Raw genomic sequence first — 23,108 nt, 5'->3', positions numbered from 1 at the left:
ATTCATTTGTCTCATGTAAGGGTATCTAAATAACTTTAATTAACCATAATTTTATGGGAAGCCCACAATACAGGCTTTAAGGTAATTGCACAACCTCACCATTGGTATGCAACATTTTATCTAATTTTGCTTTGTCTTTGTCAGCTTTGACCTTAGAAAGATAAGGCCCAGTTCTAACTGAATAAATTTGAGTTTTTTCATAAAACTTAATATAAACCGCATAATTCGGCTGTAATTGCTTTAATAACTTCTTAGCTTCGTTAATATCACTAAAGGCTAAAAGCCTAACAATCCACTGACCTTTGTACTGATCATCATTGGCGATAGCATCGGCTTTTTTAATTATTTTTTGCTGCTGCTTAAGTTCATTAGTTGAAAGATTTTGTGACGATTCTGCCTTTTGCGGATGAATTTCATTATTTTTTAATATATCACGCTTAGATGCCTGGCCATCTGTAAGAGGCTCCTCATCACTATGTGGCAATCGATATGCATGATCAACCAAAGGTAAAGTGCTCTTTGATTCAGTTTGCGCCTTACCATCTGGCACAAAATTCACAGGATGGCTATACCATTGTGGAACAATCAAAACCAATAAAAACAACCAAATAGCTGCACCAATTAAACGATTTTTACTTATTGAATCCATGAACCTAATAACAACCTTTCATGTTTATTCACTGCCTTTAATAGAGGCAATCGCTTGTGAAACAGTAAAGAATGAACCCCAAACCAATACATCGCTATTACACATTTCTTTTACCGCAATAACCGCAGAATCAATAGAATTAAACTCAATTATATTTGCTTGATTAATACCTGCCGCTAACAAAATAGTTTTAAGATTTTGTAGTTTAGTCGCTCTTGGGATACCTAAATCAGCAATGGCCCAAGTTTTAACAAAAGGTACCATCGCCTCAACCATTGGCAGCATATCTTTATCATTTAAAGCTGAAAATATTGCAATACGATTTTGAGGTTGCACTTTTTGAGATTTTAAATAATCCGCTAACACTTGTGCTGACTGTGGGTTATGCGCTACATCAATTAACCAGGCCTGATCATTTATTTTTTTTGATTCTAACCGACCGGGGTGCTTAACAGCCTTTAAGCCGCTATTTATCTGCTCATCAGTTACCGGAAGTTGCTCTTTAATATTAAGCAAAAGAGCAACAACACCTGATGCATTTTGTAACTGAAAACGACCTAGCAAAGCGGGTTTTGCAAATAAATGTGCCGAACGATCATGGGCTAACTCTTTAAAAGACCAGGCCTGGTCTTGTGCGTTTTTCATTTCATATTCATAGTCGAGTGATAAACACGAAAAATTAACGCCAAGTTTTTTTGTAAACTCTAATAAAGTTTTTGGTGGATTAGGATCAGAACAAACTGAAACCTGACCTTTTCTCATAACCCCTGCTTTCTCTAAAGCAATCACATTACGATCATCCCCCAGCCAATCAATATGATCAACATCAATAGCAGTAATTAAAGTGGCATTTGCATCAACAATATTCACAGCGTCTAAACGGCCACCTAAACCAACTTCTAAGACAACTACATCCAGTTTAGCTTCTGTAAAAATAGATAATGCTGCTAGCGTAGAAAACTCAAAATAGGTAAGTTTTGTTTGTTTACGTTGTTTTTCAATCAAATCAAACGCATTGACAATCGTTTGGTCATCTACTGCACAATTGTTTATTTGTATACGCTCGTTAAACTCTAAAATATGAGGTGATGTGTAAGTACCTACTTGGTAACCGGCCTCTTTTAAAATAGCAGAGAGCATGGCGACACTAGAACCTTTGCCATTGGTACCAGCAACGGTAATTACATAAGGTGCGGGCTGATTAACGTGCATTTGATTGGCGACTAAACGTATACGGTCTAGCCCCAAATCAATTTCATCAGCATGCAGGTGAAGCAACCAATCTATCCACTGTTCTAGTGAAGATTGACTATTTGGAGTTTTCATCTATTAATTAAGATTCACTTGTAAGGTTCTTAGTCTCAAATTAGGCTGGTTTGTTTTGTAACATTTTACAAATATCTGCCAATTCATTTCGTAAATCATGGCGATGAATAATACGGTCAATTGCACCATGTTCTAATAAAAACTCACTGCGTTGAAAACCTTCAGGTAACTTTTCACGTACTGTTTGTTCAATAACACGTGGACCAGCAAATCCGATTAAGGCTTTAGGTTCAGCCACGTTTAAATCGCCTAACATAGCAAAGCTAGCTGAAACACCACCCATAGTTGGGTCTGTTAATACAGAAATAAAAGGCAATCCTTGAGCTCGTAAACGTCCTAAAGCGGCACTGGTTTTGGCCATTTGCATTAAAGAAAATAAAGCCTCTTGCATACGCGCTCCACCACTTGCTGAAAACACAATAAATGGTGTTTTACGCTCAATCGCTTCGTTAACTGCACGCACAAATTTTTCACCCACAACAGAACCCATTGAACCGCCCATGAATTTAAACTCAAAAGCGCCAACCATCACGGGTAATTGATTGATAGTTCCTGCACCAGTAATAAAAGCATCTTTTTCGCCAGTTGCTTTTTGAGCCTGTGAAATACGGTCTTTATATTTTTTAATGTCTCTAAATTTTAAAGCATCAACAGGTAATATATTTGCGGCTGTTTCAACAAAACTTCCCTCATCTAGAAAAACTTCTAAACGCTGACGACCACCTAAACGCATATGGTGATCACACTTAGGACAAACTTCTTGATTACGTGCTACTTCAGAACGATACAAAGTGTTTTCACACTTAGGGCATTTAGTCCAAAGCCCTTCTGGAACAGATTTTTTACGTTCTGTTACTTGCTTAATACTTGGTAAAATTTTCTCAAACCAGTTCATACTTTCTCCTGTTGAAATACCGTTGAATGGCACTTCAATTTAAATCTTTTAGGCTATTTATGTTCATCAGCGCGATCTAAAGCATCGCGGAATTCAGTCATTTTTTTGCCAATTTCTAAATAAATATCATAAATCCCTTTAGACTCGTTGGCTTCAATTAAAGTCACTAAAGCAGATCCAACAATAACGGCATCACCCAATTTAGCCATTTCATAAGCTATTTTACCGTCTTTAATGCCAAAACCGATTCCAATAGGCAAATTCAGCTGCGTGTTTAATCGCTCTAAGTGCTTAGCAACATCTTTAACATCAAGTTCTTTTGAACCCGTCACCCCTTTTAAAGAAACGTAATAAACAAATCCACTGCCTTTTTCATTAACCGCCGCTAATCGGTTTGTTGGTGTCGTTGGTGAGACTAAAAATATACGATCTAACCCATGAGACTCTAATGCTTCTTTATAACCTAAAGACTCTTCAGGAGGCATATCTACCGTTAATACCGCATCAACACCAACCGAACTTGCCGCATTAGAAAAAGATTCATATCCCATGGCTTCAATAGGGTTTAAATATCCCATTAACACAATCGGTGTTTTTTCATCTTTCTCACGAAACACTCGAACAAATTCTAAAACGTCATCCAAACTTACATTATGTTTTAAAGCACGTTCTACTGCTTTTTGGATAACAGGTCCATCGGCCATAGGGTCTGAGAAAGGGACTCCTAACTCAATAATATCCGCCCCCTTTTCTACCAATAAATGCATTAAATCAATAGTGGCATTTGGCTCTGGATCCCCTGCTGTAATATAAGGTATTAAGGCGGTTTTTCCGTTGGCTTTTAAATCTGTTAAGGTTTTTTGTAATCTACTCATGACTTATCTCTTATTAAAAATAACAATATATTTAATTCCTTTAAATCACTGTTATTTTTAAACTTCATAACCTTCAATTTGTGCAATGGTATTCATATCTTTGTCACCACGGCCAGAGAGGTTAATAATTATAGTTTGATCTTTGCGCATTGTTGGAGCAAGTTTTGTAACATAAGCAAGTGCATGGCTAGATTCTAAAGCCGGAAGAATCCCTTCAAAACGTGTTAAGTCTCTAAATCCTTGCAAAGCTTCTTCGTCATCAATAGCCACATAATTTACTCGACCAATATCTTTTAACCATGCATGTTCTGGCCCGACACCTGGGTAATCTAAACCTGCAGAAATTGAGTGAGTTCCTAAAATCTGGCCATTTTTATCTTGCATTAAATAGGTGCGATTACCGTGCAACACGCCTGGTGTACCTTTACATAATGGCGCAGCATGCTCACCTGTTTCTAAACCATGTCCAGCAGGTTCAACACCGTAAATTTCAACTAATTCGTCAGCAAGAAATTTGTGAAATAAACCAATCGCATTAGAACCACCACCTACACAAGCGACTAATGCATCAGGTAACTTACCTTCTTTTTCTAAAATCTGTTCACGAGCTTCTTGGCCAATAACAGCCTGAAAATCTCTGACCATTGCTGGATATGGATGAGGACCTGCTACCGTTCCAATAATGTAAAAGGTATCGTCAACATTGGTAACCCAATCACGCATCGCTTCATTTAAAGCATCTTTTAAAGTACGAGATCCTGATTCAACCGCCACGACTTTTGCGCCTAGCATTTTCATACGCATAACGTTAGGCGCTTGACGAATTACATCGTCTGCCCCCATATAAACGACACACTCTAAACCAAGTCGTGCTGCTACAGTTGCGCTTGCCACACCATGCTGGCCAGCGCCAGTTTCTGCAATAATACGAGTTTTACCAAGACGTTTAGCAAGCAAAGCCTGGCCAATGGTATTGTTTACTTTATGAGCACCCGTATGATTTAAGTCTTCTCGTTTTAAATAGATTTTGGCACCACCTAACTCTTTAGACCAACGCTCTGCATAATAAAGAGGAGTGGGACGCCCCACATAATCTCTTAAATCATTAGCAATTTCATCTAAAAATTCAGGGCTATTTTTTACACTTTCATATTCCTGATTTAGTTGTTCTAGCGCAGCCATTAAAGTCTCTGGCGCAAAAATACCACCATAAGGCCCAAAGTGTCCGTGCTTATCTGGAAATTTCGAAAAATCTACTGTCATTCAACTGTACTCATTACTTGTTGCATAAAATGCTTAATTTTTTCTGGTGATTTAATACCTTTTGAGGCTTCCACACCACCACTTACATCAACCGCCCAGGGTGATGCTTCATTAATCGCTTGTTTAACATTACTGGAGGTTAATCCCCCTGCAAGAATGATTGGTAAATCAAATTCCTTTGGAATCCATTCCCAATTAAACTTCTCGCCAGTGCCACCAGGAGTACCAGCAACATAAGCATCTAACAATAATCCACTCGACTTTTTAAATTCTTGTGCTAAAGCTGGCAAAGACGTTGTTGCCTGCATTCGAACCGCTTTAATATAAGGTTTACCAAACTGTTCACAAAACGTCGCAGTTTCATCACCATGAAATTGAATCAAATCAATAGCAACTGAATCTAACACCTTACGAACATATGCTTCACTTGGATTTACAAATAAAGCTGTTTTTGTCACAAATGCAGGAATAGATTGCGCAATTTCACAGGCCTGGTCAATCTCAACATATCGAGGACTCGGCTCATAAAAAACCAATCCTATCGCATCTGCACCAGCATTTATGGCTAATTTTGCATCTTTGGACGACCTTATACCACAAATTTTAACACGGGTTCTTATCGACATTTTATTGTGCTCTTGATTTTATTTTCATACTGCAAATCTACTGCCACAATACTTCATCTACCGCGACTCTGGGAATATTAAATTTATTTGGATAGATAGCATTTACAAAATACAAACCATGTGCCGGCGCTGTCGGTGCTGCAAGTCTTCTATCTTTGGCGATAAGCAATTCGGTAATCCACTCAACAGGTTTATGTTTTTTACCTATTTCAAGCAAAGTACCCGCTATATTTCTGACCATGTGATGTAAAAATGAATTCGCTTGAATATCAATAAATATCATATCCCCTTTACGAGATACTTTAATAGATTGAACTTCACGAACGGCATGATTCGCTTGGCAACCTGATGCTCTAAAAGAGCTGTAATCGTTCTCACCTAGTAATTTTTGCGCCGCCTCATTCATGAGGGCAACATCAATATCATATGGATCCCAAGTTACTCGACCATTTAAAATGGCCGAATTAACTTTGCGATTATAAATCACATAACGATACTGGCGCGCAATAGCTGAAAATCTGGCATTAAAATCTTCATCAACTTCTTGCGCCCAGCGAATCCGTATGTCGTCAGGCAACTTAGTATTTACACCGCGTATCCAGGCTTTATTAGGCCTGGTTACAGGTGTCTCAAAGTGTATAACTTGCCCAATAGCGTGTACACCTGTATCGGTACGCCCTGCACAACGCACTCCAACTTCATGAACGGCAATACTACTGAGCGCCTTTTCTACTTGAGCTTGTACAGAATCACATTCAAGCTGACGTTGCCAGCCACAATAATTAGTGCCGATATATTCAACACAAAGAGCAACTTTATTCACGAATTAAATGTAATCTTTAATTAAAACTTCGGCAATTTGTACGGTATTTGTGGCCGCACCTTTTCGAACATTATCTGCAACCACCCAAATATTTAAACCATTTGGAATGGTAATATCTTCACGTACACGACCAATATAGACGGGGTTTGTATTTGCCGCATCACTTACTGCGGTTGGGTAACCACCATCTTCATGCTTGTCAATCAAAACAATGCCTTCAGATTTTTCAAACAACGCTTTGGCTTGTTCAGCCGTGATTTTTTCTTTTGTTTCTATGTGAACCGCTTCACTATGACCATAAAATACAGGTACTCTTACCGCTGTAGGGTTGACTAAAATAGATTCATCACCCATTATTTTTTTAGTTTCCCACACCATTTTCATCTCTTCTTTGGTGTAGCCGTTATCCATAAATACATCAATTTGCGGTATGCAGTTAAATGCGATTTGTTTTGGATAAACCTTGGTTTCTACTGGTTTCATATTAAGCAAACTGGCAGTTTGTTTGGCTAATTCCTCAATCGCTTCTTTACCTGTACCAGAAACCGCTTGATAAGTAGCAACGTTAATACGGTCTATACCCACTGCATCGTAAATTGGCTTAAGGGCAACTAGCATTTGAATGGTTGAACAATTTGGATTAGCAATAATTCCACGGTTTTTATAATCTGCAATCGCCCCTGGATTCACCTCTGGTACAACTAAAGGGATATCATCGTCATAACGAAATTCAGATGTATTATCAATAACAATACAACCTGCTTCAGCGGCTTTTGGAGCATAAATTTTAGACACGCTTGCACCCGGTGAAAACAAACCAATCTGTGCTTGTGAAAAATCAAACGTTTCTAAATCTAATACTTTAATCCATGCGCCATTAAATTCAATTTTTTTACCTGCTGAACGGCTACTTGCAAGTGGATATAAGGTTCCAACTGGGAAATTACGTTCTTCTAAGACTTTTAAAATTGTTTCACCAACGGCACCTGTCGCACCCACTACTGCAATGTCATATAATTTTGTCATTTCTTTTCCTTAAAACGTTAAGAACTTAGCTTAACGTGACACTTAATTTTTAATATTTTTGATTTAATCTAAATTTTCGGCAATCGCAATTTAGTCCTGCAAATTTTCTGTCGCTTCAGCATCAATCATTTTTGATTCCACTGACTTTTGCCCACTCTTATCTTGATGTTTGGTTGGATTATTAAGTTGTGCAAATGTTTCAGGCAAGCTAACCACCATACCGCCTTCTGTCATCTCATGACTTTGGCCAATAAACTTACCACCGGTTTCAACCGTAAGTTCCCCACTAATTAGCTCACCAATTAACTTACCAGTTTTTAAAATATCTAATTTTTCGCAAGCCACTTTACCTTCAAGCACTCCGCTTAAAACAATACTTCTGGCTTTGACTAAACCTACCACGTGTCCAGACGTACCAACCGACACATCATATTCACTATCAATAACCCCGTCTACTCGGCCATCAATATGCAAAGAGCCTTTTAGTTCAGTGATTTCGCCGCTGATTTTACAGTTTTCGGCAATAATTGTTTTTCCACCTTCTGCACGACTTTTTTGACGTTTTGACTTAAAGATGCCCATGGTACCCCTTTAACCTTCGTAAAAATTCCATCATAATTTTTAATTGTCCATTTATCGAAAGGTAATGGATTTAATCTATGATGCAAAAACCAAACTTCATAATGTAAATGTGGACCTGTTGAACGACCGGTAGATCCAATTTCACCTATTTTTTGACCCTTTTGAACAATGTCACCTTCTTTAACTGAACGCTGACTTAAATGACCGTAACGAGTTCTAAATCCATTTGAATGTAAAATAGTAACCAAATTACCATAGCCACTTTTTTCGCTATACGCTGAATATTGTACAACCCCTTCAGCCGTTGCAAGCACAGGCTCACCAATTGGACCTCTAAAGTCTATCCCGCCATGAAACTCGCGTTTTCCAGTAATGGGATGAGTTCGATAACCAAAGGGACTTGTTATCCCTTCGTACTTAGAAACAGGATGCCCACTCGGCACCATATTTAACATTAAATTTTTACCTAACGTATTTAGCTGGACTAACTTTACACGCTCTTTATAAGGGAGTTTTTCAGGTTCTTCAGGATCAATACCTACTAAACTCTCTAAATCTTGTAAAGATTGGTCTAAAAAATCGACCTGTGCACTCTTCTTATCCAAATCTTTTTCAATATCACTTTTTTCACCTAGAAGACGTTCATAATCACTTTTTGTTTTTAACAAAACCTGATTATAAGTCTCAACCATTTGCTTATTATGCCTTTCCATTTGGTCAGCTTGGTATGTTAGCCACCATAAAGAAACCGCACCAACACTCCATATTAATAAAAATATTAATAGAATTAGCCAGGCAAATTTGCGAATAAAATACTTAAATGAGTAGTGGCGCGATCCATGTACATCACTAATCGTTACGGTAAAATAGTTTCTCATCTTTAAAGCTTAGTTCTTTTTAGCTTACAAAGCAGCTAAAACGGCATCACCCATTTCACTACACGATACACGTGTCATACCATCTGAATAGATATCACCCGTTCTTATTCCCTGGTCTAATACCTTACCAACGGCTGTTTCAATTTTAATTGCTAAATCTTCGCGATCTAAAGAGTAACGTAACATCATAGCGGCAGACAGAATCGTGGCTAATGGATTTGCCAAGTTTTTACCTGCAATATCAGGAGCCGAACCATGACTTGGTTCGTACATACCTTTATTGTTTGCATCTAAAGAGGCTGAAGCTAGCATTCCAATTGAGCCAGTCAACATAGACGCTTCATCCGATAAAATATCACCAAACATATTGCCCGTTACCATCACGTCAAATTGTTTAGGGTTAAGCACAAGTTGCATTGCCGCGTTATCCACATACATGTGATTTACTTCAACTTCTGGATATTCTTTAGCAATGTCATCAACAATTTCACGCCAAAGCTCGGTCACTTCTAACACGTTAGCCTTATCTACCGAAGTCAATTTTTTATTTCGCTTCATTGCGGCTTGAAATGCAACATGAGTAATACGCTTGATTTCTGATTCTGAATACACATAAGTATTGAAACCTTGGCGCTCACCATTTTCTAAAGTGCGAATTCCGCGAGGTTGACCAAAGTAAATACCACCCGTTAACTCACGTACAATCAAAATATCTAAACCGGCAACGACTTCTGGTTTAAGTGTAGAAGCATCAGCAAGTTGTGGATATAAAAATGCAGGACGAAGATTAGCAAACAATTCCATTTCTGAACGTAAACGTAACAAACCTTTTTCTGGGCGAACTGAAATATCTAACGATTCCCATTTATAACCACCTACAGCGCCAAGAAGCACGGCATCAGCCGCATGCGCTTTAGCCATTGTTTCATCTGCCAAAGGTACGCCGTGAACATCATAGGCAGCACCACCTACAAGATCTTCTGCCATATTTATATCTAAACCATCCGATACTTTTAAAGCTTCTAATACTCTTACTGCTTCTGCTGTAATTTCAGGACCAATACCATCACCAGGTAAAATCAATACTTCTTGTGTCATTTTTAAATACTCTTAATAATTTCAATTTTTTGGCATTTTACCAGGCCTGGTAAAATGCTTTTTATAACTTAACTCAGCCTTTAACCTGCAAATAACCACGGTGCCGTTTTTTTACGTTTCTCTTCATAGGCTTTAATGTCGTCTTGATACTGCAATGTCAAACCAATATCATCCAAACCGTTCATTAAGCAATGCTTACGAAAACTATCTACTTCAAAAGCAATGGTTTCGCCGTTTGGCTTAATAATTTGCTGGTTTTCTAAGTCGACCGTTAATGCATAACCTTCTTGAGCATGCACTTCATTAAACAGGCCATCAACAATAGATTCGTCTAAAATAATCGGCAAAATACCATTTTTAAAACTATTGTTAAAAAAGATATCGGCATAACTTGGAGCAATAATTACATCAAATCCGTAATCTTTTAATGCCCAAGGTGCGTGTTCACGACTTGACCCACAACCAAAGTTTTCGCGCGCTAATAAAATATTTGCACCCTGATAACGAGGCTGATTCAATACAAAATCTTTTCGTAATGGACGTTGTGAATTATCTGAATCTGGCTCACCTACATCTTCATAACGCCATTCATCAAATAGGTTGGGACCAAAACCACTGCGTTTAATTGATTTTAAAAACTGCTTTGGAATAATCGCATCTGTATCTACATTTGCACGATCCATAGGCGCCACAATGGCGGTTTTTTGTATAAATTTATCCATAATATTTCTCCGCTACAGTGTCTTAAAGGTAATCACGAACATCAACAAAGTGACCAGCAACCGCTGCAGCAGCTGCCATTTCTGGGCTTACTAAGTGAGTACGTCCACCAGCTCCTTGACGACCTTCAAAGTTACGGTTAGAGGTTGATGCGCAATGTTTTCCTGTTGGTAGTTTATCGGCATTCATTGCTAAACACATTGAGCAACCAGGGTTACGCCATTCAAAACCGGCTTCAATAAAGATTTTATCTAGCCCTTCCGCTTCCGCTTGTTGTTTCACTAGACCAGAACCTGGCACCACTAAAGCTTGTTCTACTTTATCTGAAACCTTTCTACCTTTTAATACTTGTGCTGCGGCACGAAAATCTTCAATACGAGAGTTTGTACATGAGCCAATAAAAACGTAATCTACTGGAATATCTTTAATAGGCATATCAGCCTGTAAACCCATATATTTTAAAGCGCGTTCAATACCGCCTGCTTTAACAGGGTCACTCTCATTCGCTGGATTAGGTACTGTACCATTTACATCTAACACCATTTCTGGTGATGTTCCCCAAGATACTTGAGGTTCTATTGTTGCACCGTCAAGTTCAACAACCTTGTCAAAATGCGCACCTTCGTCTGTTTTTAAATCTAGCCAAGCCGTAACAGCGGCATCCCAGTTATCACCTGTTGGTGAATATGGACGTCCTTCAACATACTCAACAGTTTTTTCATCAACTCCTACAAGACCAACGCGCGCACCCGCTTCAATCGCCATATTACAAACGGTCATACGGCCTTCAATCGACATATCACGGAAGACTTGGCCACCAAACTCAATGGCATGACCGTTACCACCGGCTGTTCCAATTTTACCAATAATGGCTAAAACCACATCTTTTGGCGTAACACCAGGTCTAAGCTTGCCATCAACCTTAATCAACATATTTTTCATTTTTTTCTGAATCAAACACTGAGTAGCCATAACGTGCTCAACTTCTGAGGTACCAATTCCGTGTGCCAAGGCACCTAAAGCACCGTGGGTTGCGGTATGTGAATCACCACACACTACGGTCATACCTGGCAAAGTCGCGCCTTCTTCTGGCCCAACAACGTGCACAATACCTTGACGAATATCGCCCATTCCGAACTCTGTAATGCCAAACTCGCGTGCATTCATACCCAAAGTCACCACTTGAATACGAGAAACAGGGTCTTTAATAGTCTCTGCGCCACCTGTTAATTTGGTTGTTGGCACATTATGATCGCAGGTTGCCAAGTTAGTCTCTACACGCCAGGGTTTACGATTCGCCAAACGCAGACCTTCAAACGCTTGCGGTGAAGTTACTTCGTGCAGTAACTGACGATCAATATAAATTAACGCCGTTCCATCATCTTCCTGACGCACAACATGTGCATCCCACAATTTATCGTATAAAGTCTTTGCTGACATTGCTGTAAACCCTACTGTTGTAAAATTAAAAAATAGTGCGAAATTATATCACTTCATCCCTTATCTGACATAGTAAAATAGCCACAGAAATTATCAATTTAAGGTAAAAGGAAACAAAAATGAGCTATTCGGTCAAAGAAGTATTCTACTCACTGCAAGGAGAAGGGTTTCATAGTGGGCGACCAGCTATTTTTTGTAGAATGAGTAAATGCAACCTTTGGACAGGCCGTGAAGCCGACAGAGCCGAGGCGATTTGCCAATTTTGCGATACCGATTTTATAGGTACTGACGGTCAAAACGGCGGTAAATTTAGTGATGCCGAAGCACTTTGCCAACACTTATTGCAATTTTGGCCTGCTAATAGCACACAACATCCATTTGTGGTGTTAACGGGCGGAGAACCTTTATTGCAAGTGGATGAATCGTTAATACAACAACTACATCAACATAATTTTGAAATTGCGGTTGAAACCAATGGCACTAAAGCAGCCCCAGACAATATAGATTGGATTTGCATGAGCCCAAAGGCCAATGCGCCCATTATTTTAGATTCTGGCCACGAACTCAAATTGGTATTTCCACAACCTGATTTATTGCCCGAAAAAGTTGTTGATTTAGATTTTGACTATTTTTACCTACAACCTATGGACGACCAAGATCCAAAAATAACCCAAAACAATATTAAACAAGCTGTGGCTTATTGTTTAGCTAATCCAAAATGGAAATTAAGCTTACAAACACATAAGTTTTTAGGGATTGATTAACTGCTTAAAGCCATTTAAAGCTAAGATAAATTTTATCAACTACAGGTTTTACCAGGCCTGGTAAAACCTGGGGCGATCATAATTTTTAAACCTAGAGCAGATTGATAAAACTTAAACACTTAAACACTTAAAATATCCAATCATCTACAAACACCTAAAAGGCATCAAATGCAAAACCAATCGCACAATCAAATACAAATCGAAAGCTTAAGCCACGACGGCCGAGGGGTTGCTCGCATAGATGGCAAAACAACTTTTGTGGCTCATGCCGTACCTGGTGATATTGTGAGTTTACGCATTACCAAACAGCAAGATAAGTTTGATGAAGCCAGTATTATTAATATTGAAAGCCCATCTAAAGACAGAACCACCCCGTTTTGCCCACTTTATAATGAGTGTGGCGGTTGCCAGTTACAACATGTCAATATTGATACACAACGCCATTGGAAAACGGAGAATTTTATTACCCGTTTAACTCAAGCCGTAAACGCTAAAAAAATTCGTATTGCTGAACCATTAATTGGTAATGACACAGGTTATCGTCGCCGTGCACGTTTTGGTTTATCGATTAGCAAGCAAGACAAAATAGCCCGTTTAGGTTTTAGAATAGAAGCCACTAATGAGTTGGTTGATATTGAACAATGCCCAATCTTAACGCCAAATTTAAATAAAACCTTACAAGAAAATCGCCCAAAATTACTGGAACAAGCAAGCCGTGCCTATAAAGAAATAACTTTTGTAGAAGCCGATAACGGCGTTTTTATGACCAATAGTGCGACAGATAAAACGAACGACTTAACACCAAAATACCAACTTAACGACTTAGAAATTCATTTTCCTGCTGATGGTTTTGTGCAAGTAAATGCACAACAAAACCAACGAATGGTCAATCAAGCAATCGACTGGTTAGAGTTAGATAAAAACCATACAGTACTTGATTTGTTTTGTGGTGTGGGCAATTTCACCTTGCCTATTGCTCAAAAAGCAAAAAGCGTTACGGGAGTAGAAGGTTTACTTGAACTGACGCAAACTGCACAACAAAATGCACTAACCAATCACATTGAAAATACCGAATTTTATAAAGCTGACTTATTTGACGAGTGTGTTAAATCGCCCTGGTTTAGACAAAAAAAATACAACCGAGTATTACTAGACCCAGGCAGACAAGGTGCATTTGAAATCAGTAAAAACCTACATTTAGTTAAAGCAGATATCATTGTTTATGTTTCTTGCAATGCGGCCACCTTAATAAGAGATATTAAAGAACTTGAAAAACAGGGTTACCAACTGCACAAAGTGGGCTTAATTGATATGTTTCCACATACCGTACATACCGAAGTAATGGTGCAACTTAAATTAGCCAAAAAACCAAAGAAAAAACCACGTGGTATTTTCAAAATTTAATTTAACGCGTAATAAACGTTAAAACTTAACTTAACGTAACGTAACGTAAAACAGTTTTCGACTTTAATTACAGTTTTACCAGGCCTGGTAAATCTGTAAAGCCACCCCTCTTTTAGAAAACACAGACAAACCAATTAATTTATTAGCCTTGACTAAGTTTTTATTTAGATTAAACTAATGTTTAAAATCATCAAAACCAGAATATTAAAACACCAAATTAAAACAACAACATACTAGGCAATAAATAAGCATGAGCACTTTTAAACACCTTTCACTACTTCTTTTTTTAAGCGTAGGCTTACTAACAACTAGCTTAAATACTCAAGCACAAACTAAATTTAATGTGGTCACCACCACGGGCATGATTGCCGATTTAGCTAAAAACATTGGTGGCCAATATGTTGACGTAACCGCTCTAATGGGTACAGGCGTTGACCCTCACCTATACAAAGCCACTCAAGGAGATCTTCGTAGGTTAACCAAGGCTGATATTATTTTTTATAACGGCCTACACCTAGAAGGCAAAATGCAAGATGTGTTTAATAAATTAGCTCGTAAAAAAGCCGTTTTTGCGGTGGCCGAAAAAATAGCCATTAGTGATTTACTTGAACACGGCAAACACCCTGATCCACATATTTGGTTTGATGTGAATTTATGGCACCAAGCTGGTCAGCGTGTTTTAGAAGTTCTGCAACTTGAAGACCCTGCCCACAAAAACTATTATCAAACACAAGCCGATAATTATTTTGCCAAAATGGATAGCCTAAATAACTGGGTAGCTGCTGAAGTTAAGAGTATTCCTGAAAAACAGCGAATTTTAATTACAGCACATGACGCTTTTGGTTATTTTGGTAAAGCCTATGGTATTAAAGTAATGGGATTACAAGGCATTAGTACCGCCGCAGAATTTGGCTTACAAGACATTAAAAGCCTAAAAGATGTGATTGTTCAAAATGAAGTTAAAGCCGTGTTTGTAGAAACCAGTGTTTCACCACGTTTTATTGAATCACTTGTTGCTGGCGTTAAAGCGGAAGGTCATCAACTTAAAATTGGTGGTGAACTGTATTCCGATGCCATGGGTCCAGAAAACTCTGCAACGGGTGATTATTTTGGTATGGTTAAACATAATGTAGAAACCATTGTTAACGCCTTAAAAAACTAAGAGATTTATATTTAGCTAGCATTACAAAGAATCAACCACGAAGACACGAAGATTTAATAAGGCTTAAAATGGTGTAACACATGGTAATTAGCCTGCTTATTCGCCCAACAAATAAATGTTAAATTTTATAATTCTTCGTGCTTTCGTGTCTTCGTGGTTAAATATTATTTCTATCCATTAAAATACAATTTACTCAAAAACTCACTTTAAAACTCAAAACCCAAAAAATATGACAAACCAAAACAACAATATATCCCCTCTTACGGTTGAAAACCTAAGCATGCGTTATCATCATAAACCAGTGTTAACTGACGTGAGTTTTAGTATTCCGGCAGGTAAAACCATTGCCATTGTTGGCCCAAATGGTGCAGGTAAATCGTCATTGCTAAAAGGCATTATGGGACTAGAACCGATTATTGAAGGCCAAGTGAGTTTCTTTGGTGAACCATTAAAACAAAAACGTTTATCTACCGCCTATGTTCCGCAACGAGAAGAGATTGATTGGGACTTTCCCATTAACTTAATGGATGTGGTTTTAATGGGCAGGCAAGGCCACTTAAAAGTGTGGCAACGCCCCAGCAAAATTGACATAGAAATTGCCGAACAAGCCTTAAAAGACTTACAAATGTGGGACTTTAGAGACCGTCAAATCAGTCAGCTTTCGGGCGGCCAGCAACAGCGTGTATTTTTAGCACGTGCGCTCGCCCAGCAAGCCACCTTATACTTAATGGATGAGCCTTTTGCTGGAGTAGACGTATCTACTGAAAAAGCCATTATTGAACTTTTTAAAAACCTAAAATCTCAAGGTAAAACGATTGTATGTGTCCATCATGATCTCAATACCGTGGGGGAATATTTTGACTGGATTATTTTTATTAATGCGCGTTTAGTCGCAGCCGGCCCTGTTGAAGAGGTGTTAACTAAAGAAAACCTAAACAAAACCTACGGGGGTCGTTTATCTCTACTTAATGACTTAACGGAAGAAATGTACCGCACCAAACTTAACCAAGCCCACGATACGGATTAACGATAATGGATGGTTTTACCTTAATTCAATCTAATTCTGCCTGGGATAATCTAGTCACCTTTTGGCAATTTGAAGATATGAATGCCTTATGGGTGTTAATTGGCGGAGTATTATTAGGTATGAGTGCTTCTGTTATTGGTGCTTTTGCTTTTTTACGCCGACGTTCACTCATTGGTGATGCGCTTGCACATGCGGCTTTACCAGGCGTAATGATGGCATTTTTGTTGTTTCAAACACGTGATCCATTAGTGATGTTTTTAGGTGCTGTAACCAGTAGCTTTATTGGCTTTTTTATTATTGATTGGCTCCCTAAAAATACCAAAATCAAACCCGATGCTGCCCTTGCCATTACCCTCTCTTTTTTCTTTGCGTTAGGCTTAATGTTGCTCTCTTATATTCAAGGTTTAAACGTTGAAAATAAAAGCGGTCTAGATAAAATCTTATTTGGTCAAGCCGCAGCAATGACGCAAGCCGACATAAAATTATTAGGCTATGTGGCCATTATTATTTTAATCAGTGTTGCCCTGTTTTTTCAAAAATTACGCTTAATAGCCTTTAACCGAAACTATGCAAAAACCCTTGGCGTAAATGTAGACGCTTATGAACTCTTACTGGCTTTACTGATTGTAATGTCCGTTGTGGTTGGTTTGCAATTAGTGGGCGTTGTATTAATGGCTGCAGTATTACTCACTCCCATTGCTGCGGCTCGGTTTTGGAGCAATGAGCTCAAATTTTTATTAATTTTATCTGCTATTATCGGTGGTTTTAGTGCACTTATTAGCACGCAAATTTCTTATCTTGCACCTGCTATGCCCACAGGGCCTTGGATGGTCGTCAGCTTATCGGGATTATTCTTTATCTCTTTATTATTTGCTCCTAATAAAGGCTTAATTAAAAACTTTTTAGAGCATAAAAAATTGCGTCAAAAAGTGGCCGAAGAAAATATTTTGCGCACACTCTTTAAACTCGTTGAACGTAATAATATTGACCAACAAGATTTTAATATCGCAGATATTCAAGCGTTACGTAGTATGCCGTTTTCTATCCTACAAAAAACCTTAAGATTACTGTGTAAAAAACAACTCATTAAATCATCTGCAAGAGGGTTTAGACTAACCAAAAAAGGGTTAGAAATGGCCACACAATTAACTCGCCGTCACCGTTTATGGGAAAACTACCTTAATGAACAAGCGCAACTCACACCAGAACAAGTACACAAACAAGCTGAACGTATAGAACATATTTTGACAGAAAGCCAAGAGCAACAATTACAAGATGAATTAGACAACGCCCATTTAGATCCGCATGGAAACCCAATTCCATTGCAAGGAAAATCAACTCCATCTAATAATGGAGGCATGGCGTAATGGAAAGTTCTGCAATGTTTAGTCAGTTAATACAACACATCAGCGAACTTGGGATGAATGATCTTTGGATTATTGCCACCGCTAGCTTGGTGGCGGCCTCTTCTGCATTGGTGGGTGTATTTTTAATTTTGCGCCGTCAAGCTTTAATAGGCGATGCCATTAGCCATTCTGTTTTATTAGGTATTGTTTTGGCATTTTTAATCACGGACAGTCGCTCATTGCCTATTATGCTGGCGGGTGCCGTTATTATTGGTTTGCTTACTGCTTGGTTAAGTACCACCTTACATCAAGTTAGTAAATTACAAAGTGATGCCAGTATCGGCATTATTTTTACACTGTTTTTTGCCACGGGTGTCATATTAATTTCACTGTATGCAGGGCAAATTGACCTAGACCAAGAATGCGTTCTTTATGGTGAAATTGCTTTTGTACCTTTTGATACCATCTCATTTGGAGGACTTGAACAAGGTGTCGATCTTGGCCCTAGAGCCTTTTGGGGTATTGGTATTGTCTTTTTAATTGTATTGGTCAGTATTGTTATTGGTTTTAAACGTTTAGAAACGATTGCATTTCACCCTGTTTTAGCCGCTTCATTAGGCATTAATGTCGTATTTTGGCACTACTTTTTAATGACATTGGTTTCTATGACTACGGTGGCTTCATTTGATGCCGTAGGCGCTATTTTAGTAGTGGCTTTATTGGTGATACCTGCCAGTACGGCTTATCTTTTGGCTTCAACATTAAAAACCATGTTATGGATTGCGGTAGCCTATTCACAAGCGGCCGTTCTTATAGGTTATAGCATCGCTTTTATTCTAGACAGCTCAATTTCAGCATCGATTGCGGTAAGCGCTGGATTATTACTGTTAATAACTGTCATAATTCAACAAGTCAAAAAAAGCACTCAACGGAAACGCCTAATTACTACGGCTTAATACAACGATTTAATATTAGTTAAAGCCAATTTATTAACCACGAAGACACAAAGACACGAAGGTTTAAAAAAGTAGACAACATTCCTTTAAACAAATGTATCTATTAGAGTTTTCGTTTTTACCAGGCCTGGTAAATCCAGCGGGGATTTGCAAAATATTTACTGCTTTAATATAGTGGCATTTAGATATTGGGCTACGCCATCTTCGGCATTTGATTTTGCAATGGGTAAATGTTCAAGTAAAGACTTCACCATATCACTGGCATTATCCATAACCACGCCATGACCAACTAAAGCTAACATTTCTTTGTCATTCATTCCGTCACCTAAAGCCATCACATTTTTAGATTGAATTTGTTTTTGTTGCAAAATCATTTGCAAGGCCTGGCCTTTTGATACACCTAAATTCATTACTTCAAGATACTCGGGTGAGGTAAAAGTAATCGTTAATTTATCACCAAGTTGTTTGGTTAACGTTTGTTCTAAATCCACTAAATTGTTGTGTTCTGCCGTAAAGTAAATCTTATCAATATGATTCAAATCTATATCAGAAAAATCTCTTAATTTATACTCAAAACCAGAAGTTTCATGTATTGCCAATAAGGCTTCGTGCGGTTCTTCTACTAACCATAAATCTTGTTGGTAAAGGTTACGATGAATATCAAAATGTTGTGACAACGCTAAGACCTGTTTAACCAAGTTAGCAGGCATATGATTTTCATATAACAAATCCCCTTTATGGTCATGTACTCGTGCGCCATTAGAGGTAATTAGGCACATCTCAATGTCAATTTGCTCTGCAATTAAATACACATCTTGGTAATGTCGGCCCGTTGCTAACATCACCTGAACCCCCTGCTTAACCAAGTCTTGTAAAACCTGTTTATTTTTTGAGGTTAATTTATGTTCTGGATTTAATAAAGTGCCATCGAGATCACACACAACCAAATGAATATTTTGATGGGAAGTTGACGTTATTAAGGGATTAACAGGCACAATCCTGTTTTTAGATTGAGGTTTTTTCATAGGGCAACTTTTATTGGTGTATTTCATTACCAAAGTAAGCTTGAATACCTCAAACAAACTTTCAATAGTAATAAATAAACAAAATGGCTAACGTCTTAATGTTCAGTACAATAAACGTTAAATTATGCCATTCATTCTGCTTTATTTAATTCAGTGATAAGGGTCTCTTTATGCTCTTTTGTAAGTTCAATTAACCGTTCCACTTGCATAATACAGCAACCACTTCCTTGACAAGCATAGGTTTGGTTACTCACTTCATCCAGTGTTTTAGCCCCGTTTAAAACACTGTTAATAATTTCTTGTTTAGGCACGTCATAACAAACACAAACGTTTCTAGACAAGTTTTTACTTAATTCTCTTGGTAAACTATCCTGCTCTACTTTAGAGTCTTTTTTATTAAGCATACTGTTTTAATCTTGATTAACTTGATGAAAAGCTAATTCTTGCGCCATTAAATATCTCACGATATGCGCTCTATCTTCTGAACTAATTTCTTGAAACTCAAAAGCCGTTCTATTATAACCTAAGTCATCACTTGGCTTGCTTTGATAAACACACAGCGCTTTAGCAAAAATAAGGGTCTCATCTAGTTTTAATAACAGACAGACTTTTTGGTTTAACGTAAAGTTTTGTTGGCTAAATATAGCCAAACCACCTTCACCTAAATTGACCTTTTCATGTGGCCAATTTTCAGTATCCGACAATTGACTATGCAGCTTTTTAAGTCGGTCTAGCATGCCTTCATAAGTATTTAATTTTTGTGTTAAATCCACAATAATTTTGGCTAACCAGTTACCTGATTCTGCTAAAGTTTCTAAACCACCAACGTAACTACGAACATTAAAAGGTTTAACCTCAGAATGACTGTAGATAAAAACACGGTCTGAAATAGAGTGCTTCATAACCAAACTTAACTCATCAATATATAAGTCTATACGATTAGATAAAGCCTGTAACAGTGGTAGTACCTTAGATGATTTATTAGAACTTGGGATAATAAATCGATGTTGATCTTGTAAGTGTTGCTGATATCTATCTGACTGTAACACATTAAGATTATTCATTAATGAATCTAAAAGCCAAACAAAAAAATCAAGTTTGTTATTAAGGCCTGTAAACACATCAACACTACCATTGTCGATGTGTTTGGCATCATGAAACAGCGTATCAATCGATTGATTTAATGCTTCAATTTTTTGTTTTTCTAAAGCAGAAACAATTTGACCACTTGCCACGTGAAAACAAGCAGAATCTTCATCTCTAGCCTCTATATAAAAAGGTAAAGTGACATCAAAACGAAAAAACATTCTCTTTTCTGCCGTCATTTTATTTCCTTCTTAATTGCATTTTAAAGTTTAGCAATACGATTATTGATACTTATAAATTTTATTATCTGCGCTTTCAGAGGCTCTATTTAAAGAAATGTGTAATGCCTTAACCAGCTCACTTAAATTTTGGCCTTTCTCATATTGCACAACCCCAATTCTTAGCGCTAGAGGATAGTCTAGATTAAAGTCATTTGTTTTAATTGCATAATGAATCTTTTTAGCTCGTAAATAGGCATCTTCTATTAGAGTATTTGGCATCACAATTAAAAACTCTTCGCCAACATAACGTCCAAATAAATCAACACTTCTGAGTTGGTTACCAATAATTACAGCACTCGATTGTAAGATTTCATCACCAAATGGATACCCTTTTTCTTCATACACTTTTTTTAAGTTTTCAATATCTAAAATCAATACCGAAAAAGGCTCATTAAATCGATTTGTACGGTTCATGACCTCAACAATACGACTCATTAATAATGATCTATTTGCTGTTTGCGTAACATCATCTTTTGCAGCCATCACATCTAATTTTAGCTTAAGTCTATTTAACTCTTTGTTTTTTTCTAAAACCTGATTTTCTAATTCAATATTATTGTCTTTTAATTCATTATTTATGTGTAACATTCCATCTTGGTAATTTATAAATACACGATAAAACATCAATGACATAAATACAGAAACAATGACTGCAATCAACATAGAAAACCACGTTATTTTATTCAAATGACGTAATATCTGTTCATGCTGCATTTTGATGTAATAGGCTCGAGTATCAATCTTATTTTCTATTGAATCTGGATAAAATCCACTGCCAATAATCCAATCACTATTAGGAACTTTTTTAACATATGCCATTTTTTTTTCAATTAAACCAGTGGCCGGATTAATCCAATGATAAGAAATAAAATTACTTTTTTTACTGTTCGCCCGCTTCAATATTTTGTGGTATATGCCTCGTATACTTAATTCAGTAGACTGGAGTGCATTTTGATTCACAATTCCTGTATTACCGTTATTAGCCAATACATTTCCTTGGGAACCTACAACATAAAAATAACTCGAATCTCCTTTACCAACTTGATTTATCGCTTCTAATAATTCTCTATTTGTATGTTTTCGAGCTGTATCTAAATATTCCGCTGACCCTAAATACCAATTGTAAATTCCAAACTTTTGAACATAAGCAAGTTGTTTAAACTGTTTTTTAGTTGACTCATTTGGCTTTGTAAACGTATCCCAAAGAAAACCGCTGCCTCTATTTTTGGTTATCGCAATTTCTTCTCGTATTATCTTTCGCCCTGTCGCATCTTTAAAATCAAGAATAGAAGTGCCTTCTAAATCCGTTAAATACTCTGGTGCTAGTTGAAAATTCCCATCAAAATCGAGTATCCATATAAAACTCTCACCGCTATTCCAAACCAAAGGCCGCAAAGCTTCAACAATCATCTTTTTAACTTCAGCTTCAGGCAGCTTATTGACATAATAATGATATAGAGAAAGACCTATTCTACGGGCATCATCCACTCTACTCTGAATACGATCATGAAGTTTTTGATTGATAATAGACTGTCTATAACTGACTAAATCAACCATATTGTCTACCTTGGACCGAATACGAGATTTTTCTGTTTCAAGATAATCGACCTTGACCTGCTCCATAGCCCTTTGATAGGTATTATTTTCAGATTCAATAATTAAACTTGATACAAAAAACACAATGGCCGGAATGATGATAACGGGCCCAATAGCCAATAGCTGAATGATTTTTTTGCTATTTTTCATTCCAAACCTCTTCAGCTAGATAAATTGAATACAGATATAGTTTGTTAAAGATATGCAGATGTATGTGTTGTGACATATTCAATATTAACTTTCATCTTTCTTAAAGATAG

Annotated in this window: 23 protein-coding genes; 6 read left to right on the top strand and 17 right to left on the bottom strand. The window is 37.5% G+C overall.

Going from position 1 to position 23,108, the window contains the following annotated elements:
* Positions 1–76 precede the first annotated feature (76 nt).
* From ACYQ0E_RS04905 to leuC, 13 genes are all read right to left on the bottom strand, one after another.
* The gene (locus tag ACYQ0E_RS04905) at positions 77–649 is read right to left on the bottom strand and encodes an SPOR domain-containing protein (RefSeq protein ID WP_460187128.1); all 573 of its coding nucleotides are present in this window, start codon (positions 647–649) and stop codon (positions 77–79) included.
* A 24-nt stretch (positions 650–673) separates the two neighbouring features.
* Positions 674–1,975, bottom strand: a complete 1,302-nt coding sequence (locus ACYQ0E_RS04900; protein WP_460187127.1) for a bifunctional folylpolyglutamate synthase/dihydrofolate synthase — start codon at positions 1,973–1,975, stop codon at positions 674–676.
* Between the two features lie 40 nt (positions 1,976–2,015).
* Positions 2,016–2,870: an acetyl-CoA carboxylase, carboxyltransferase subunit beta gene (gene accD / locus ACYQ0E_RS04895; RefSeq protein WP_460187126.1), complete on the bottom strand. Its 855-nt coding sequence runs from the start codon at positions 2,868–2,870 to the stop codon at positions 2,016–2,018.
* A gap of 53 nt (positions 2,871–2,923) precedes the next feature.
* Positions 2,924–3,745, bottom strand: coding sequence for a tryptophan synthase subunit alpha (gene trpA, locus ACYQ0E_RS04890; RefSeq protein ID WP_460187125.1), 822 nt, complete (start codon positions 3,743–3,745; stop codon positions 2,924–2,926).
* 57 nt (positions 3,746–3,802) lie between these two features.
* Positions 3,803–5,008, bottom strand: a complete 1,206-nt coding sequence (gene trpB, locus ACYQ0E_RS04885) for a tryptophan synthase subunit beta (protein ID WP_460187124.1) — start codon at positions 5,006–5,008, stop codon at positions 3,803–3,805.
* Positions 5,005–5,634 (bottom strand): phosphoribosylanthranilate isomerase, encoded by a 630-nt coding sequence (locus ACYQ0E_RS04880; RefSeq protein ID WP_460187123.1) that lies wholly within the window; start codon positions 5,632–5,634, stop codon positions 5,005–5,007. The genes trpB and ACYQ0E_RS04880 overlap by 4 nt, the downstream gene beginning before the upstream one ends.
* Positions 5,635–5,671: 37 nt before the next feature.
* A complete protein-coding gene (gene truA / locus ACYQ0E_RS04875) occupies positions 5,672–6,457 on the bottom strand; it encodes a tRNA pseudouridine(38-40) synthase TruA (RefSeq protein WP_460187122.1) in 786 nt (261 codons plus the stop codon).
* Between the two features lie 3 nt (positions 6,458–6,460).
* Positions 6,461–7,483 carry an aspartate-semialdehyde dehydrogenase gene (locus ACYQ0E_RS04870; protein ID WP_460187121.1) on the bottom strand — a complete coding sequence of 341 codons (1,023 nt, stop codon included), beginning with the start codon at positions 7,481–7,483 and terminating at the stop codon, positions 6,461–6,463.
* Positions 7,484–7,573: 90 nt separating this feature from the next.
* Positions 7,574–8,065 carry a bactofilin family protein gene (locus tag ACYQ0E_RS04865; RefSeq protein WP_460187120.1) on the bottom strand — a complete coding sequence of 164 codons (492 nt, stop codon included), beginning with the start codon at positions 8,063–8,065 and terminating at the stop codon, positions 7,574–7,576.
* Entirely contained in the window at positions 7,966–8,943 is a 978-nt protein-coding gene (locus tag ACYQ0E_RS04860) for a M23 family metallopeptidase (protein ID WP_460187119.1), read from the bottom strand. The genes ACYQ0E_RS04865 and ACYQ0E_RS04860 overlap by 100 nt, the downstream gene beginning before the upstream one ends.
* 24 nt (positions 8,944–8,967) lie before the next feature.
* Positions 8,968–10,041, bottom strand: a complete 1,074-nt coding sequence (gene leuB / locus ACYQ0E_RS04855) for a 3-isopropylmalate dehydrogenase (RefSeq protein ID WP_460187118.1) — start codon at positions 10,039–10,041, stop codon at positions 8,968–8,970.
* Between the two features lie 80 nt (positions 10,042–10,121).
* Positions 10,122–10,763, bottom strand: a complete 642-nt coding sequence (gene leuD / locus ACYQ0E_RS04850) for a 3-isopropylmalate dehydratase small subunit (RefSeq protein WP_460187117.1) — start codon at positions 10,761–10,763, stop codon at positions 10,122–10,124.
* 22 nt (positions 10,764–10,785) lie between these two features.
* Positions 10,786–12,201, bottom strand: a complete 1,416-nt coding sequence (leuC, locus tag ACYQ0E_RS04845) for a 3-isopropylmalate dehydratase large subunit (RefSeq protein WP_460187116.1) — start codon at positions 12,199–12,201, stop codon at positions 10,786–10,788.
* A 119-nt stretch (positions 12,202–12,320) separates the two neighbouring features.
* Here leuC and queE point away from each other — a divergent pair, with 119 nt between their 5' ends.
* The 6 genes from queE to ACYQ0E_RS04815 all read left to right on the top strand — a co-directional run bounded on the left by queE (position 12,321) and on the right by ACYQ0E_RS04815 (position 18,860).
* Positions 12,321–12,965, top strand: coding sequence for a 7-carboxy-7-deazaguanine synthase (queE, locus tag ACYQ0E_RS04840; RefSeq protein ID WP_460187115.1), 645 nt, complete (start codon positions 12,321–12,323; stop codon positions 12,963–12,965).
* 168 nt (positions 12,966–13,133) lie between these two features.
* Complete coding sequence (gene rlmD / locus ACYQ0E_RS04835; RefSeq protein ID WP_460187114.1) at positions 13,134–14,369, top strand: 23S rRNA (uracil(1939)-C(5))-methyltransferase RlmD; 1,236 nt, start codon at positions 13,134–13,136, stop codon at positions 14,367–14,369.
* A 250-nt stretch (positions 14,370–14,619) separates the two neighbouring features.
* A complete protein-coding gene (locus tag ACYQ0E_RS04830) occupies positions 14,620–15,531 on the top strand; it encodes a metal ABC transporter solute-binding protein, Zn/Mn family (RefSeq protein ID WP_460187113.1) in 912 nt (303 codons plus the stop codon).
* A 229-nt stretch (positions 15,532–15,760) separates the two neighbouring features.
* Positions 15,761–16,558: a metal ABC transporter ATP-binding protein gene (locus ACYQ0E_RS04825; protein ID WP_460187112.1), complete on the top strand. Its 798-nt coding sequence runs from the start codon at positions 15,761–15,763 to the stop codon at positions 16,556–16,558.
* Between the two features lie 5 nt (positions 16,559–16,563).
* A complete protein-coding gene (locus tag ACYQ0E_RS04820; protein WP_460187111.1) occupies positions 16,564–17,925 on the top strand; it encodes a metal ABC transporter permease in 1,362 nt (453 codons plus the stop codon).
* A complete protein-coding gene (locus ACYQ0E_RS04815; protein WP_460187110.1) occupies positions 17,925–18,860 on the top strand; it encodes a metal ABC transporter permease in 936 nt (311 codons plus the stop codon). Before ACYQ0E_RS04820 ends, ACYQ0E_RS04815 begins: the two co-directional genes overlap by 1 nt.
* 158 nt (positions 18,861–19,018) lie before the next feature.
* Here the strand turns inward: ACYQ0E_RS04815 and ACYQ0E_RS04810 are convergent, their stop codons facing one another.
* From ACYQ0E_RS04810 to ACYQ0E_RS04795, 4 genes are all read right to left on the bottom strand, one after another.
* A complete protein-coding gene (locus ACYQ0E_RS04810; protein ID WP_460187109.1) occupies positions 19,019–19,885 on the bottom strand; it encodes a Cof-type HAD-IIB family hydrolase in 867 nt (288 codons plus the stop codon).
* A gap of 131 nt (positions 19,886–20,016) precedes the next feature.
* Positions 20,017–20,289, bottom strand: coding sequence for a (2Fe-2S)-binding protein (locus ACYQ0E_RS04805; RefSeq protein ID WP_460187108.1), 273 nt, complete (start codon positions 20,287–20,289; stop codon positions 20,017–20,019).
* A 6-nt stretch (positions 20,290–20,295) separates the two neighbouring features.
* A complete protein-coding gene (locus tag ACYQ0E_RS04800) occupies positions 20,296–21,210 on the bottom strand; it encodes a PilZ domain-containing protein (protein WP_460187107.1) in 915 nt (304 codons plus the stop codon).
* Between the two features lie 42 nt (positions 21,211–21,252).
* Positions 21,253–22,998 carry a sensor domain-containing diguanylate cyclase gene (locus ACYQ0E_RS04795; protein ID WP_460187106.1) on the bottom strand — a complete coding sequence of 582 codons (1,746 nt, stop codon included), beginning with the start codon at positions 22,996–22,998 and terminating at the stop codon, positions 21,253–21,255.
* Positions 22,999–23,108 lie beyond the last annotated feature (110 nt).

It is taken from the genome of Thiomicrorhabdus hydrogeniphila (genome assembly GCF_054656895.1).
The sequence above is the reverse complement of the archived record's forward strand: the minus strand, read 5'-3'. Positions and strand labels throughout refer to the sequence as shown.